Annotated in this window: 9 protein-coding genes; all 9 read left to right on the top strand. The window is 47.9% G+C overall.

Features of this window, described 5'->3' with window-relative positions:
• Nucleotides 1-247: 247 nt before the first annotated feature.
• Nucleotides 248-1,213 carry an ABC transporter permease gene (locus BK127_RS28050; RefSeq protein WP_256711485.1) on the top strand — a complete coding sequence of 322 codons (966 nt, stop codon included), beginning with the start codon at nt 248-250 and terminating at the stop codon, nt 1,211-1,213.
• A 3-nt stretch (nt 1,214-1,216) separates the two neighbouring features.
• Nucleotides 1,217-2,119, top strand: coding sequence for a carbohydrate ABC transporter permease (locus BK127_RS28045; RefSeq protein WP_305954331.1), 903 nt, complete (start codon nt 1,217-1,219; stop codon nt 2,117-2,119).
• 67 nt (nt 2,120-2,186) lie between these two features.
• Nucleotides 2,187-3,782, top strand: coding sequence for an extracellular solute-binding protein (locus tag BK127_RS28040; protein WP_076235344.1), 1,596 nt, complete (start codon nt 2,187-2,189; stop codon nt 3,780-3,782).
• Between the two features lie 88 nt (nt 3,783-3,870).
• Nucleotides 3,871-6,243, top strand: a complete 2,373-nt coding sequence (locus tag BK127_RS28035; RefSeq protein WP_083689649.1) for a helix-turn-helix domain-containing protein — start codon at nt 3,871-3,873, stop codon at nt 6,241-6,243.
• 126 nt (nt 6,244-6,369) lie between these two features.
• Nucleotides 6,370-8,085, top strand: a complete 1,716-nt coding sequence (locus BK127_RS28030) for a hypothetical protein (protein WP_076235340.1) — start codon at nt 6,370-6,372, stop codon at nt 8,083-8,085.
• Nucleotides 8,086-8,187: 102 nt separating this feature from the next.
• Nucleotides 8,188-12,402 carry a sugar-binding protein gene (locus BK127_RS28025; protein WP_076235338.1) on the top strand — a complete coding sequence of 1,405 codons (4,215 nt, stop codon included), beginning with the start codon at nt 8,188-8,190 and terminating at the stop codon, nt 12,400-12,402.
• A gap of 784 nt (nt 12,403-13,186) precedes the next feature.
• Nucleotides 13,187-13,753, top strand: a complete 567-nt coding sequence (locus tag BK127_RS28020; protein WP_076235336.1) for a GNAT family N-acetyltransferase — start codon at nt 13,187-13,189, stop codon at nt 13,751-13,753.
• Between the two features lie 640 nt (nt 13,754-14,393).
• On the top strand, nt 14,394-15,197 hold the full coding sequence (locus tag BK127_RS28015; protein WP_076235333.1) for an undecaprenyl-diphosphate phosphatase: 804 nt from the start codon (nt 14,394-14,396) through the stop codon (nt 15,195-15,197).
• Nucleotides 15,198-15,431: 234 nt separating this feature from the next.
• On the top strand, nt 15,432-16,952 hold the full coding sequence (locus BK127_RS28010; protein ID WP_076235331.1) for an extracellular solute-binding protein: 1,521 nt from the start codon (nt 15,432-15,434) through the stop codon (nt 16,950-16,952).
• Nucleotides 16,953-17,133: the final 181 nt, after the last annotated feature.

Below are 17,133 nucleotides of genomic sequence, written 5' to 3'. Positions count from 1 at the left end.
GTTTTGCTGTTGTTCTAAAAAATACAATGAAACGAAGAAGTCTCTCCCTGTTTCTGAATCGGGGGGGCTTCTTTTGCTTATGCACTTACGTCAATGACAAAAAAAGTGGATCATCACAAAAAAGGGTGTAGCGGTAAAAAACGATTTGGCGTACGGGAAGAAAATGTAGAGCTTTCGGATCTTTGGCTCACCATGCTACTTTAGGTTAAAGGCCACACAATGAAATGAGAGAGAAGGAGAGAGAACCTTGAGCCAGTCTGTACACCAAAGTAAATCTGCGGCAGCAGGTGTCATTTTCCTCCCGGGGAAAAGCTCGGTATGGAAGCATGTGAAGCGGGATCGGTATTTGTACTTATTGCTTGTCCCGGTGGCCGTGTATTTTCTGCTTTTCAAGTATGCGCCGCTGTACGGCGAGATGATCGCCTTCAAGAATTATCGTCTAACCGATGGGATTTGGGGAAGCCAGTGGGTAGGGCTGCTGCACTTTCGCAAACTGTTCGAGAGCACAGAGTTTTATGTAGTGCTACGCAATACGCTGCTGTTGAATACCTATAATCTGATTTTTGCCTTCCCGGTGCCCATCATCCTGGCTATTCTGTTGAATGAGGTCGGCGTCAATTGGTATAAGAGGCTGCTGCAAAATTTATTGTATATTCCGCATTTTATTTCATGGGTTGTACTCGGCAGTATTATCATTGCGCTGCTTTCTCCATCGACCGGTTTGGTGAATCAGGTCATACAGCTTTTTGGGTTCGAGCCTGTTTATTTTATGACCGATCGCTTCTGGTGGCCCGTCGCTTTCGTCGGGTCAGGCATTTGGAAGGAAGCCGGGTTCGGCACGATCCTGTATTTGGCGGCTATGGCGACGATTGATCCTACGCTGTATGAGGCTGCCAAGATCGACGGGGCTAGCAAGCCTCGCCAGATCTGGCATGTTACCCTGCCAGGCATTCGGAGCACGGCGGCGATTCTGCTAATTCTGCAAGTCGGGCGCATAATGGATGTGGGCTTCGAGCAAGTGTTTACACTGCGCAATCTGGCTGTGTCGAGCGTGGCGGAGGTGATCAGCACCTATGTGTATACAAGGGGGATTGTGAATTTGCAGTACAGCTATACGACGGCCCTTGGACTGTTTCAATCCCTCGTAGCCCTGCTGCTGATTATCGCGGTGAATAGGGCCATCAAGGCGATGGGGGAAAGGGGGCTCTGGTAAACGATGAAAAAAATGAAGCCTGGCGCTGCGAGGCAAACGCGCAATCGCTTGAAAAGCAGGATGCTGGGGGTCAACTATGTATTTCTGGCGCTATGCGCTTGTGCAACGTTATTCCCCTTTATTAACATGATTGCCATCTCGTTTAGCAGCAGCCGCTCGATTATGAGCGGAGAAGTGTTCATGTTTCCTGTTGAATTCAATGTCAATGCCTATATCAATTTAATTGAAGACGGTCAACTTTTTGTTGCCATGCGCAATACAATTGTGATTACCTTAGTAGGAACGCTGCTGAACATGCTTTTCACCATCCTGGCTGCGTATCCGTTGTCCAAGAGAAAACTGCGCGGCAGGAATGCGATGTTGATGGGTGTGCTGTTCACCATGCTTTTCAGCGGCGGCCTCATTCCACACTTTCTGCTTATCAGCAGTCTGGGCTTGATCAATACGTATTGGGCGCTGTGGCTTCCCGCCTTAATCAGTGTGTACAATATGTTCGTGATGAAATCGTTCTTCGAGGGCCTGCCAGAGGAGATGGAGGAATCCGCCGCTATGGACGGTGCCAATGACCTGATCATTCTGTGGCGAATCATTATCCCCCTGTCCTTGCCTGTCATCGCGGCTTTGACGCTCTTCTATGCGGTGGGCTGGTGGAATTCCTACATGAATGTGCTCATTTATATCAGAAGCACGGATAAGCTGTCCCTGATGGTGAAGCTCTATCAGATGATCGAGCTTGTCAGTCCGGATCTGCTGCGTAGCGGTGAGGGTGCTTCGGAGATGATGATCACGCCGGAAGGAATCAGGGCGGCTTCGATTGTAGTCGCGATCGCCCCGATTCTTGTAGTTTATCCTTTCTTGCAGAAGTACTTTGTGAAGGGTGTGCTCTTGGGTTCGGTCAAAGGTTGATATCTATCTTTGGTGGATTATATTCATTGTGATAAATATTGTGAAAAAATAGCAGGAGGTCAGAGAAATGAAGAGAATTAACAAGAAATGGGTTTTGTCCATATCCCTCATGATGGCCACAGGCGTTGTGCTTGCAGGCTGCTCGCAGGAGACGGCCAAGACGCAAGAAAGCATTAGCAGCAGCCCTGCCAATAAGGCAGACCCTTATGAAACTCTGCCTAAGAAGGTCAGTATCTCGATGTTTGATCGGGGGCAGGTGTCCAGTGACGAAGGGACCTATGAGAATAACCGATGGGTGAAATTTATCAAGGAGCAGTCGGGGATCGACGTCAGCATCGTTCCTGTCCCTAGGAATCAGGCACAGGATAAGCTGAATGTGTTGGTTGCCTCCCAGCAGGCCCCCGATCTGATCTGGGAGTACGACCGGACCTATATCGGGAAGCTGATTACACAGGGAGCTGTCCAACCGATTGATGAATATATAGAGAAGTACAGCACCTCCTACAAAAAGTATTTGCAAGAAAATCCGCACCTCAAGCCGTATCTGACCTTTGATGGCAAGATGTATGCGGTAGCAACAGAACGAGCTCTGGATACGGTGGCGAATCATGGGATTTGGATTCGTAAGGACTGGCTGGATAAGCTCAATCTTAAGGCTCCAACCACAATGGAGGAGCTCATTGAAGTAGCCCAGGCTTTTAAGAATAAAGATCCGGATGGAAACGGCAAGTCGGACACCACGCCCATTGTGGGTAGCTACTCGTATACGTTCGAAATCTTCTCGGCCATGAATGCAGCGGTCAACAACCAATGGTATGTGGAAGACGGCAAGATGAAGTACGGGGCAACGCTGGACCGATTCGGCGATGCGATTGCGCTGGAAAAGCAGTTCTATGAGCTCGGGCTTGTGGACAAAGAGTTCCTCACCGATAAGAACAGTCAGCGAGCCCAGCAGCTATGGGCAACTGGTAAGGCTGGTATGTATATGGGGCAGTGGGGAATGGAAAGCTCAAATAAGGATTTGCTGAAGAACATTCCGGACGCCAAACCTATAGCGCTAGAGCCGGTAGCTACGAAGAATGGTAAAAATGGCTTATATCAGGAAACGCCCACTTTTATCTACGTTGCTTTTAATAAAGAGATGAAAAATCCCAAAGCAGCGGTGGAATACCTCGACTGGATTATTGAAAAAGGCTGGAAAACACTGCGTTACGGTCAGGAAGGCACTCATTACAAAGACGTGAATGGTGTGCCTCAGACTATCGATGCGGAGAAGAATAAGAAGGAAGTGTTATACGCAGGGGAGTATGCTGTACTGCGTAAAGAGACCTTTAAGCCGTCAGACCTGATGGTATCCGCTGCCCAGGACCCTGCTTCTCAATTGATCGCTTCGTTAAGAGCCAATGCGCTGGAAGTTGCGATGAAGAACAAATTCAGACGGGACACCCCCTATCAGCCAAACTTCAATGAAATTAATGAGATTCAGGCTTCGCTCAGAACTTTCCTTGAGGAAACTCGCGCTAAAGCAGCTACACAAGGAGCCAACTTCACTGCAAAATGGGCGATTGGGGAGATCCGTAAGGAATGGCAGCGACTGGGAGGCGACAAGGCCGAGCAGTTGGCCCAAGAATGGTATGATAAAAATAAAGCAAACTTCAAATAAATCGATCCAGATCCAAACAGGGCACAAACTGCCCTGTTTTGGTCTTTGCCGGGACAGCTGCCGGAGGTCGTAGGGATTCGCCCTAAACTTGACCGGTAGAAAGGAGATGAAGCTGTTGACTGCGATCAAAAATAAATGGTTAAGAAAAGTCATTACCGTCTTGCTGGCACTCTTGTTTCTAATTATCATTGCATCAGCTTCTATCTTCTACTTTGTGTTCACCGATAATCTCAAAGAGGAGCTCACACGCACGAATCTGGAGCTTCTCAAGCATCTTGACCAAAAATTGGAAATTATGCTGAAAAATATTGATAAGGAGTCGATTCAGCTCGTTCAATACGATGAGGTGAAGCGATTCTTCGACGGCAGTATGACGGAAACGGAACGATCCGTGAACGAACTTCATATCAGTAATCACATTGACCGCTTGATTCGCAGCGACGAATTTTTATTTTCCGTTGAGATGTATTCGTATCCACACAATCGTCTAGTGACAGGGGACAACTTGACGGAATCGATGAAGTTGAAGAACTACCAGTGGATTGCCGAATTCGAGTTGTTTGACGGTTATTCGAATTGGCTTCCGGCGAGGAAACTTCCTATTTCGGGGGCGAATGATGCGATCTACCGCAATGTGGTCACTCTGGTGAGGACATACCCGCTCATACACCCGCCTGGCAGTCGAAAAGGGGTTGTTGCCTTTAATATCAAAGAGGATATGCTGTTTTCCTTAATTAAGAACAATACGTCGGACGATCAGTCTAAGACGATGATTATAGACCGGGATGGCGTGGTTGTGCTGCATCCTGACTCAGCCCAGCTCAGTCAGGACCTCAGCGGACTGCCCTATATTGCACAAATCCGGCGGTCGGGTCTGCAGGAGGGTGTCCTTGCAGCGGAGGTTGGCGGCAAGAAGTCAAGGATTTTTTATTTTCATGCTCCTTACACGGATTGGACGTTCGTTCGCCTTGTACCGGAGGTACAGTTGAATGAGCCCTTGATGGCTTTGCGGAGCACTCTTGTCTGGCTATGTGGCATTATTCTGATCACAGCCTTAGTGATCGCGCTGGTTGTGGGAAGATGGACGTTCCGGCCGATCTATCAGTTTGTGCAGACGGTGTCCTCGAAGCTGAACACACATCCGCAAGTCAGATCCTCTGCGGAGTCGTCGTTGAGCAGTTTGATCGATATTGAGGCGAGGTTCCACGATATTATGAACGGCAGTGAGCAGCTGCACAAACAGATGAAGGAAAACATGCCCATTATGAAGTGGCAGCTGTTGATCGAGCTGCTATCGGACTACAAAATTAATTTTTCGAATGTGAAGCCGTATATGGAAATGCTTGGCATCCAGCTGTATCCGAACCGGTTTATCGTGATGTGTGCAGAATTGGATTACAAATCGGAGATCGCCTCCACCAAGGATTTGCATCTGTACAACTACGCCTTATGCAATGTAGCGGATGAATTCATGAATGCCGAAGGCAGGGGGGCATCGGTTGAGCTGGAGAATGGGACTTGTGCTATGATCATCAGCTTTGCTGATGACGGCTGCCAGGCGGAGCTGCTTGCTGCAGCGATCGCGGAGCTGATCAAAAAATATGTGCAGGATCATTTCAAACAAACCATCACAATCGGAATAGGGGGCTGCGTGCAGTCGGTTAGAGACATCCATCTGTCCTATAAGCAAGCGGTCGAGGCGCTATCCTACAAGCTAGTCACCGGGCGGAACTCCATTATTACGCTGGAAGATATTCAGAGCGACCCCACGCCGCAATTTTATCGGTTGGTCGGGATGACCGACGGTATGCTGGATTCCATCAAGCTGCTGGACACGGAGAAATTAAGCACGCAGATCGACAGGTGGTATGAAACGTTTACCCAGTATAACGTATCCCCAGAGATGATTAGACAATTGAATCTGCAGCTGATGATGAAGACAGCTACTGTGGCCGATGAGATCGGCATCGCTCCGGATGAGCTAATCGGCTCCAGGCGGATGCAGGATACCTTGAATCAGCTTGAGAGCCTTGAGGACATGAAGTTCTTTCTCATTGGCGTGCTAAGCGATTACATCGAACGCATCAAAGAGAGACGAAGCACCCGTGAGAAGAGCGACCTTATAGAACGCGTACAGCAATTTATACATATGCATTATAGCCGCAACGATCTGTCGTTGAACCTGCTTGCTGACGAATTCAAGGTGAGTATTTCGCATCTAAGCAAAATGTTCAAGGAGCAGACGGAAAGCAACTTCATCGATTATCTGATGGAGCACAGAGTCAATCAGGCCAAGGCATTATTGGAGCAAACCGATTCCAAGATACGCCATATAGCCGAGTCTGTAGGTTATGGCAACGTGAACAGCTTTGTAAGAATTTTCAAGAAGATAACGGCTTTGACGCCTTCGGAGTATCGGACGGTGCTGGAAACAAGAATTGAAGAGATGCACAAAAAATGAAGATAGGCCAAAACGGGAAAAAGCATATTGAAACAAAAGGAGATCGTAGGCTTCCGGGATGAATCATGGTACCTTAAAAGCCGTAAGGGCGCATTATTAGGACATATAGGAAAAAGGAGTTGGGAAATGGAAGGAAATGAGGTGAAAGATCGGCTCGTTCATGCCATAGGGTTGATGGAGGAGCGTTATAATCCGCAGACGCGTATGCTTCGCTCGCCATTCAGCAGCCCGGGTTACCACACAACGCTGAAGAATACAGCTTTTATTCACTCCACCCGCGATTCGTTGATTTATGCATTGGGGTTGCTGGACACGGAGCTGCCGCAGTATGAGCAAAGGGCGATGGATATCATCCGCCAGGTCATCTCGCTGCAGGAAACGAATCCGGAGCAGGCTACCTATGGCATCTGGCCGTGGTTCTATGAAGAGCCGTTGAAGCAGATGAATCCGCCGGACTGGAATTGGGCCGACTTTTGCGGGAAAAGCCTTGTCCAGTCAGTCGTACGCCATAGTCACCGCATTCCTAATGAACTCAGAGAGCTCGTTAGGAATGCCGTGTTTCATGCATGTGAATCGATTATGAGGCGCAATATGGGCCCTCATTATACGAATATTGCGATTATGGGAACGTTCGTTACCCTCATCGCGGGGGAGTTTTTTGGACAGCCTCGGTATCTGGAGTACGGATTGGAACGGCTAGAAGGCATAGCCGAGTATACGCGGCGGCTGGGAACGTTCGAGGAATACAACAGTCCCACGTACATGACAGTCGTTCTAACGGATCTGTCGCTCATGCATAAGACAACAAAGGTCGTACGGGGCATGCAGCTCAGTGAGGAACTGCTGGAGTTGGGATGGCGCTCGGTGGCGGAGCATTTCCACGCAGCGACGATGGAATGGTCTGGTCCTCACAGCCGGTGTTACAGCAGCCTGCTGAAAGAGAATGTTCAGGCGTTTTTGCAGATAGCTACCAAAGGGGCGGTCCGGTACTTTCCTGATGACCATATGCCTTTCGATATTGGACTGTATGGCTGTGGGGTTCAATGTCCTTCCCAGTTCATACCTTTATTCGTGGAGTCCGGCATCAGAACGGTTCACGAGATCTACCAGAAGGATGGGAACGACGGCTACGAAAAAACGGCCACTACCTGGATCACCCCTTCCTATTCATTAGGTACAGCCTCCAAGGAAGTGCTGTGGAATCAGCGGCGGAATTTGCTCGCTTACCTGGTGAACGGGGAGAGCAGGACATATGTCGCGCTGCGCTGCCTGCATGACGGTTATGACTATGCGGCGGCTGTATCTACCTGTGTCCAGCAGCAACAGCATGTATTGTGCGGTGTGCAGTTCTCCACCAACGGCGGGGACACGCATATCGGGCTGGATCGCATTGACGGTACGATTCAGGCCAGTGACCTGCGGATTCGTTTTGAGATTGGGGGGAGCTTGCAGAAGGTAAAGGTCAGAATACGGGGCCGGAAAGCGACAGCAGCAATCGGAGCACTGGAAGTCACGGTGATGAACGTCTTGATGGCTTTCTCAGGCATGGAAGTCACGACACCAGCAGGAAACTGGGAGCTTTACGAGGAGGACGACGGCCGGATCGGAATGGATCTTGTTTTGTACAGTGGTCCCAGGCGTATCATCGATTTCAACAAGCTGCATGAGGCGCTGGCGTTAGTTGCCTTTGCCGTGTCGGAACCTGACTCTGAGATGAAAGAAGTGGAAGTTGTTCGAGACGATGAAGCTGTGACGGCCGTGTGGGCGCCAACTGGCGTTCCCATCTCCCTGACATTTGGAATGAAACCGGAGAGGGTAGAAGCTTTAAGAGGAATGCTATAGAAGGGGCTTAGGCCTCTTCTTCATCTGCTGGGCATGTCTGTGCAAATAGCCTAATTGTAAGCGATTACATTTAAAATAACATTTATAAATGAGGTGTGAAGAGTGAACAACGGAAAGCTAAAAACGGCGACCGCATCCTTACTCGCGATGATTTTCTTTTTATTTATTTGCATTCCCGCCTATGCCGGACCGGTGAACCGGTTGACAACACCCCCAGAAGGATGGCAGACGAATACTCCAGCAGCGAATACATTTCGGATTAAGGGCTCTAATAAAACATTTATTTTGCTGAGTGTGACAAACGATGTATATGCCAAGTATTTTGTGCTGGCAAAGGATAGCTACGGTTCACGTGCTTTTGATCCCGATAAGACTACCAAGTTCGATGTTGAGGATACGAACAATATCGCCTATTGGTTAAACCATCAGCTGATTGATCCCAATTCGACCAACAAGCTGCCGGTAGAGCTGTTTCCATATATCCATCATCAGCAGGTATGGAGCACGGAGGCTTGCCGGAGCAACAGCATTTGTCCACAGGATTACACGACTACTGCAGGAGTGGCACTTCTATCGCAAGCCGAGTACATCCAATACGCACCCAAGCTTGGTGTCGTCGATGGCATGTCGGGCTGGGGGTGGTGGCTGAGAACGGCCAGAGGAATAAACGCGGACACTCCTACCCTTGTGCAGGCCGTGCAGGTATCGGCGCTGACGGGGCAAACTGCTGCGAGTGAAGCTTCCTTTACCGGTGCGTTTGTGAGGCCTGCTTTTTACCTGCATCAGGATTTCTTTTCCAGTGTCAAGCTGGATGTGAAAAGTATGGGAAGCCATGTCAAGCAAGCGCTCCTGAACAACTACACCAAAGAGCAAATGACAGGAGGAAGCAATCCCCTCTACACGGAAGCGGAATGGAGCCAGATTGAGCTGGAGGGGATCATTAAGGTATCGCATGACCGTCCTGGCGGCATCTTTGAACCGCAGAGCGTCTTGTTCAACGTTTACTTCGATCTACGGGTCCAAGAGCCGAAAACGTACTTGATCGAATATACAGCAACCGGCACGGCCTCGTTGACGGGCTCGACAACGGTCACAGTTCATCCGGGTGCAACCCCTACCGAGCAGCTTGATTTACTCGGATTGCCCAACGGCGTATACAGCTTGCAAGTGAATGTGAAGCAAGGCTCGCGGGTTGTGTCCAGTGAATCGCTGCCATTCTCGGTGATGCCCAATTATCAGAGCCAGTATGACGATCAGCACACGATGTTCGCGATGGCCACACATTACGCGCTGGAAGGCCGATCCGGTCCGATCGATACCGATATATTGGTCAAAGCAGGCGTAAAGGTTGTTCGTGACGAAATTCAGTGGCACAAGATTGAGAAGGCAGGCGGGGTATTCGATTTCTCCAGACACGACTGGTGGGTGGATGATCTGGTATCCAAAGGCATTAAAATCATCGCCGTGCTGGGCTACAACCATCCGCTTTATAACGGGAAGAGCGGCGTAGTCGGAGCGGAAAAATACGGGTACTCCACCCCGGAGGAATTAGAGGCGTATCTCAATTACGTGACGAAGACGGTGGAGCATTACAAAGGCAAGGTGGATACCTTCGAAATATGGAACGAACCTAACCATGGTGGATTCTGGAAGACGACTCCTGATGCGGGGGTCTATGCGAATCTGGTCAAGGCTACATCTCTGGCTATTCGTAAGGTGATTCCTGATGCCACCATTATTGCCGGTGCTGTAGCGAATCAGAACGGGTACCAATATTTGACGGAGATGTTCGAGCATGGCGTGTATCCTTATATCGACGCGATGTCCTTCCATCCGTATATATTCCCCTATAATCCGGATACGTCGTACATGTCCAAGCTGAATAGTTATACGTCCAAGCTCACGCCTTACGGGGATTGGAAAGACCTGTACGTCACTGAAGTCGGCTGGCCCACTTCCATCGACTCCAATGGGGTTCCGGAGAGCGTTCAGGCTGCTTATCTGGTCAAGCAATTTATGATCAGCGCCTCTGCAGGGCTGAAGGTCAGCAGCCTTTATGACATGAGGGATGACGGTGTGGATCCTTATAATCTGGAGCATAACTATGGTGTCATCCGCCATCTGGACTTCTCGGCGAAGCCTTCCCTGATTGCGGTGAGGCATCTGAACGGCGTTCTTGGCAACGCCCAATTCGTGGGTGAAACGGACATCGGCGCCGGTCTGAAAGCCTATATGTGGAGGAAGAACGGAGCGCCTGTTGTCGCTGCTTGGTCTACGTCAGGCACGAGAACGCTGGATCTGGGTTTGGAAGAAAGCTCGGTCTCCGTAACGGATCTGCTTGGCAATCCTGTAGCCGTGAGCGGTCCGTTATCGCTGGGGACAGATCCGGTCTATATCTCTGGCCTGTCGTCGGCATGGCTCAATGCCAGACTGTTTGCCAATGCGGAGAAGCTCTATGGCACTTGGCTGAACCAATGGGGGAGCCAATTCACACAGTCACAGGGCATTATAACGGCCATTAACGCCTTGCGACAGGCGGCTCATACCAATCCGGCAGCTCCTTCCTATGCGAATTTGACAAGCTGGATGGATAGTCATTATTTACAGGGAGAAGCAATTATCGCATATGTCGAGGACCATACTCTGGATCTTCCGGAAGCGATGTCCATGCTGCATCAGTACCACAAGATCGGTCTTATATGGGAAAGCTTGATCGCAGGAGCCACCCCCGCCGGAACCCCAGCGCTCACTTCAGGAACAGCGATCGCGAGTACGTCCACGCAGATTGAAGCGAAGCTGCAAGCGGCAAAGGGCGGAAGCTTGCCATTCGCCGAGGAGGTTCTCCGACACGCGAGGAATTGGAACAAGCGTGCTCAAGAAAATGCGCAGGCAGGTCGCAGCGCTCAGGCACTGGCCTGGGACAGAACCGCTCTAAAGCTGGCAGGCTGGTCTGCGAAGCTTGCCGGGTTCGAAGCCGTGGAAGCGACGAATCTGCTTGTGAACACCTATCCTTCCCGAATTTCTATCTTTGAAGGAGGCGAGAGCCCGTTACAAGTTGTGGTGACGAATACCAGGGCGACTCCATTTACAGGAAAATTACGCATTTTGAACGCAGTCACCCAAGCCGTGCTTGAGGAAAGCGAAATCACGCTGGGTGCAGGCCAAAGCTTAAGCAAGTCTCTGACGTGTCGTTCGTCGGATCCTGGATTTGCAGGGGCTAATGCGATTGTAGTGGCACTGGTGGAGCAGGATCAAACCGTCCGGTCTACGACGCTTCCCGTCGATAATAAGACCAAGGTACAGGCTTCTCTGTCTTCTACGATGGAGGCTGTTTCGGATATGCAGCACATTGGCATTAAGCTGAAAAATGTGTTTACCCAATCGTTGAGCGGTACCGTTGAAGTCACTGCTCCTGAAGGCTGGCAACTTCCCGCTAGTCAAGTCTTTGTACTGCAAGCGAGTGAAGAGAAGGAGATTTTATTCCCTGTGTCTCAGGTAAGGGAAAAGCCGTTTCATGATTATGTGTTTGATGTGACGGTCAAGGATGCCGCCGGAAATACACTTATGATCAAAAAACTTCCTTTGAGCTTCACGGTCGTGAATAAGGCTCAAGGCGAGATGGACAATTTAACCTATTTTTCAGGTGATTTATCTTTATGGAAAACCGCATTTCCTATCTACGTCAACCCTCCCGCCGACCCGAGGTCCGTGGAGGCCTGGAAGGCGAGCAATTCTGCTACCAAAGCCTACTGGCAATGGGATGAAGACTACCTCTATACACTTGTGCAGGTATATGATGATGTACATCTGAATTCGCGGTACGGGGCCAGCATGTGGGAAGGGGATAGTTTGCAAATTACCATAGACACTTTGAATGACAAGTCAACCAGCTATAATTCCAATGATTATGAGTATGGTTTTGCTTTCGACGGGCGCGGCGGTGATGTCTATGCCTGGCATGTGGCCAGCGGAAAAAGCATTGGCGACAAGCCTTCTTCCTGGCTGCGTGTAAACCGGGATGACGAAGCGAATCTGACATCTTACATCATTCGCGTGCCTCTGAGCGAGCTTACGCCACTGACGGCCGCAGAGTCTGGCATCTTCGGTATGAACATTGCAATCAATGACGCGGATACTTTGGACCGGGACCATTACTATGAATTCACACCAGGCACAGCATCGTCCAAAAATCCAAGCAAATATGCGAATTGGAAATTTGTCGAGCACATCCTGACGGAGGAGCCTGGAACAGAGGACCGTCGCAAAGGGGCGGGAACAACGGGTACATTGGCAGGGGGCAGTAGCAGGAGTCAATGACGGTAACACTGGACCAGCTTAAGTAAGATTCATCGGTGCCATCTCTTTAACGATACGGCTGATGTCAGCGAGGTCATATTGACCTGGGAAGCTATAGTAAGGTTCGAGGGCAAGCCTCTGCAGGTGATAGCGAAGAATGTCAGCTTGAGCATTCCGGCCCATGAGCTATGAAAAAGCGTTTGATGACCTAACCGAATCAGTACTGGGCCATATGCCGGGATTCGCGGCTTGACGGCCAAGCACATCGTGCAAAGCACGGAGAAGCGAATTTCTCTCCCGATGAGGTAACGAGGCTCAATTCGCAACACTTTTCGTGCGCTTATTCGGACTGAATATGAATGCCCCATCCTCTTTGAAGACATCCCATCTTCGGACCCTCTCGCTGCCTCGATCACTGCAGCTTGTGCGGCGGGAATCGTGAAGAGGAAGGCGGATGGCTGGTTACATTTTTTTGAGGGAGTATGGATTGCAAACGATGGGGACTTGTCTATCTACTCATTTGCAGTTAAAATGAACATTTCTTGGGTTAGGCTAGCTATAAGCAAAGGCACTTCAACATGGTTCCAAAGCTAAGTTGTCTTCACTTTGTACAGAACATTGAAATCCTAAGATTAAGAGAGTATTCAAGAGATAAGCGAATCCTCATAGAGGGAGGATAGCGGCACAACCAATTAAAATCAAATATTATTGTATTTTCAAGTCACTGGAATTAGACTGGAAAAAGAAATCAACGAATTTAGTAAGGATTTCACCTTGGTTTTATGGATATTGGAGGAGACGCGCCATGACAGAACAATTAACTGAGCTTCGAATCGAAGGTAGAATTATTAATATGCGCCTTGTACGGTTATCTGATCTAGAGGAATACTACACTTTTTTGCAAGATCCTGAGATGAACCGGCTCACAGGTTCGCAAAGAGAATTCACTCGTGACGAAATTGCCGCATGGATCGCGAAAATTAGTGTTACAAGTGGAGACCGTATCGATTTCATGATTGTAATGAAAGAAACAGACGAGCTGTTGGGTGAAGTCGTGTTGAACGAAATAGATTCCATCAACCGCAGTGCTAATATCCGCATCGGCATTCAAGGAACGCAGCATCGTGGCAAAGGATACGGAACGGAAGCGATGGTACAAATGTTACGATACGGCTTCGAATCGATGAAACTACATCGGATCCATTTGGGTGTCTACACATTCAATCCTCGAGCAATCCGTGTTTATGAGAAGATAGGCTTTCAAAGAGAGGGAATACAGCGGGACGCTCTGTATATGGATGGGGAGTTTCATGACATGCTTACGATGGCTATACTTGAGGAGGAGTTCCGCTCTTTGCATGGAGCCGATTAGCTAGTAAGCAAAATATTATTGAACAACGAGGAAGTACAACAAGTTATGCTATAAGCACCAAACAGTGTGAAAAGCAGGAGATTACAAAGCGTAATCTTAACTTTATAACCGAGGATGGGAACGACGGAACCAAGTATCCCGAAACCATCCCGCCAATCCTCCTGCGCGTGTCATGTTTAACAGAACATGAGGTGTGAAGTACAGGTAGATTCGACAGAACGAAGGGAAAAAAGGTATGCCAACGGATATGTCGCGCGGCTGAAAAACTGGATATGGTGAGAATGTTCGCATAGAAGTGATCTGACGAACTTCCGAATGTACAGGTCTAAAGTTAGAGCACACGGAAACGTATGTATCATCAGACGATGGGGTGAGTGGCGTACCCAAGATCTCAGACAACAATACAAAACCTGAATAAACAAAGTCTACTGTCGAGGTACAAGAACTTGATTCCTTTGCCGGAAAGGACAAGAATATGGTGCTATTGCCGATGGTTACTCAAGACTAAAGTAATGAGCAATGTGACAATTATGTCATACTGAATTGAATATTGTTAGGTTAATCGATGGGTATATATTGATATCCCCCTTATACTGGAAATTGTTAAACGAGTTTAATTCCGTAAGGGGGATATCCACTGATGACTGATGTAATTAAAGCAATAATACTTGGCATAATAGAGGGCTTAACTGAATTTTTACCGGTATCGTCTACTGGACATCTTATTTTAGCAGGCTATTTGCTTAGCTTTGAGGGAGACGCTGCAATAACTTTTAAAATTGTTATACAGTTGGGTGCAGTGATGGCAGTTCTAATTCTTTATTGGAAAAGGTATTTGGAGATTGGGGCTAATCTGATTAGAATGGATTTTTCCCAAAGTAAAGGATTAAATGTCATTCATATGATTTTGGCTATGTTACCAGCATTAATCGTATATCTTCTCTTCAAGGACACAATAAAAAGCCAATTATTCGGTCCAACCCCTGTTTTAATCGGTCTAGTTACTGGTGGCTTGTTGATGATCATCGCAGCACGGAGTAGAAGAACTGAAACCGCTGATACGATTGATGGGATTAATTATAAACAAGCTTTCGGGATTGGACTATTCCAATGTTTGGCTCTATATCCAGGTTTTTCAAGATCGGGTTCGACGATTTCAGGTGGCCTTTTGCTTGGTACTAGCCAAAAAGCGGCCGCAGATTTTACGTTCCTTATTTCCGTGCCTGTTATGTTTGGTGCAAGCATGTTGGATTTGTACGATAGTCGCGAGTTGCTGAATTCTGACGATTTCTTTCTAATATTAATTGGCTTTACGACATCCTTTCTTGTGGCAATGATTGCAGTAGTAACTTTTATCAAACTGATTAAGCGAATTCGATTAGAATGGTTTGCTCTATACCGTTTTGCCTTAGCGGCTCTCTTCTATTTAATATTCATACAGTAACCAGTTTTGTATTTGAATGCTAAAGGAATCTATCCCACTATCATTATGCTCTAACGGAACACGATAGCTTAATGGAGTAGTCTACAACAGATGTAGTGTCCTGAATAATAGAAAGCGATAAGTGTTGTTCTCACTCTGGGTAAGAAATCAGAGAATCGTGTAAAGCGGTTTTTGTTCAAATCAACTATGATAAGGATATAACAAAAACCGTTGTACATTTGAAAGGGGAACACAATGAAAAAGAAGTTGTTGGTATTATGCGCTTTAGCGCTCTCAGTAAGCAGTATTGTAGCTTGCACAAAGCAGGATGCTGGCTCCTCAGCACCGAAAAAGTCCGATGACAAGGCTGCGGCTGCAGGTGAATTAAGTGAAAAGTTGACCATCACCTGGATGGCTCGATCCTTTCAAGGCGGAGGCTGGCCGGAAGACCATCCGATGATCCAGGAATTAAATAAAAAGTTTAACGTGGACCTGAAGCTTCAATGGATACCGGCTGCTAATTATAAAGAGAAGCTGAATGTGCTTGCAGCTTCGAATGATTTTCCTGATGTCTTTTTTGTCCTTCATCCGGAATTCAATAAGTGGAAGAAGCAGGGGATATTCCTTGATGCACAGCCTCTTTTAGGTCAATATCCGAACTTGGCGAAAATTCCTCAGGAAGCACTGAATTCGCTGAATCCGAAGGGCAAAACACTCGGAATTCCTTACTATATCACGGAAGCAAGAGATTCCTTATCCATCCGCGAGGATTGGCTAAAGAAGCTTAACTTGTCCTCACCAAAAACGCTGGACGAATTTTATGAAGTGGCGAAGGCATTTGCAACCAAAGATCCGGACGGCAATGGTGTTCAGGATACGACCGGCTTTTCGTTTTATATAGATTCAACTACCAATTCACTTCGGGATATTGAGTTTATCATGGCCGGTTTCGGCTTATGGAATCAGTGGAAGGATGTAAACGGTAAACTAACCCCTTATCAGATACAAGTAGAAGAGTGGAAAAACTTTTTGACCTTTATGAACAAAGCCTATAATGAAGGCGTGCTGGACAAGGATTTTGCCGTTAACAAGATTAGGTCGACCGTAGAGAAGTTCGAGTCGAGTAAAGTGGGCTTTGCTTATTTAAATCCAAATGATTACAGCACGACAATTAAAAACGTAACCAAGCTTGCACCGAACGCCGTACCCGTTCCCTTAGAGCCTCCAAAAGGCCCGACAGGCTTAACCGGAACGAATAATATCGATATGCTGGATAAAAACGTAATCAATGCAAAAATCGATCCGAAGAAGCAGCGCCGTATCCTCATGATGCTGGATTATTTCCTTTCGCCGGAGGGCTCTGATTTCATTAAGCACGGGATCGAAGGGGTTCATTACAAGAAAGTCTCCAATGATAAATATGAGAAGCTGGAAGCGGCAGACAAGGACCGTCAGAACTTAATAAATAACTGGGTGTTCCGTCCCTTTGATCCAAGTATTCAAATGTACAAATGGGATGAACCGTCTCAAAACAAAAAGATCGGCGACATGTTCATAGAAAACAAGAAATATAAGTATGCCAATCAGGCGGCAGGGCTGGAATCCGAAACCATGATTCGCAGCGGTGCCAATCTTAACGCCAAGTTTATGGAAAGCGTCACAAAAATCATTATGGGCCGCGATCCGATTAATGCCATTGAGAAAGCGTCCGAAAGCTGGTTGCAAGGCGGAGGCAATAAAATCATCGAAGAAATCAACAAGTCGTATAAAGAATAATTTGGCATACCCCTCAGCCCCTTCCTTGATTGGAGGGGGTTATTTGCGTGCAGTCTACCGGTTGTCGTGCGGATTATCCAGCCATGACTTTGTCGGCCATGCACCAAGCCGCCGGCATGCCTAAGAGCCTGCTTGTGATCGGGATCTCAAGCAGGCTTGTCTAAATCAGGTTTATTCTAAG

The organism is Paenibacillus sp. FSL H7-0331, from assembly GCF_001956045.1.
This window is presented reverse-complemented; position numbering and strand designations above follow the sequence as displayed.

Coding starts and splice junctions, on each gene's coding strand:
- BK127_RS28030 (WP_076235340.1), top strand. CDS start 6,370: ATGGAAGGAAATGAGGTGAAAGATCGGCTCGTTCATGCCATAGGGTTG.
- BK127_RS28045 (WP_305954331.1), top strand. CDS start 1,217: ATGAAAAAAATGAAGCCTGGCGCTGCGAGGCAAACGCGCAATCGCTTG.
- BK127_RS28015 (WP_076235333.1), top strand. CDS start 14,394: ATGACTGATGTAATTAAAGCAATAATACTTGGCATAATAGAGGGCTTA.
- BK127_RS28040 (WP_076235344.1), top strand. CDS start 2,187: ATGAAGAGAATTAACAAGAAATGGGTTTTGTCCATATCCCTCATGATG.
- BK127_RS28010 (WP_076235331.1), top strand. CDS start 15,432: ATGAAAAAGAAGTTGTTGGTATTATGCGCTTTAGCGCTCTCAGTAAGC.
- BK127_RS28020 (WP_076235336.1), top strand. CDS start 13,187: ATGACAGAACAATTAACTGAGCTTCGAATCGAAGGTAGAATTATTAAT.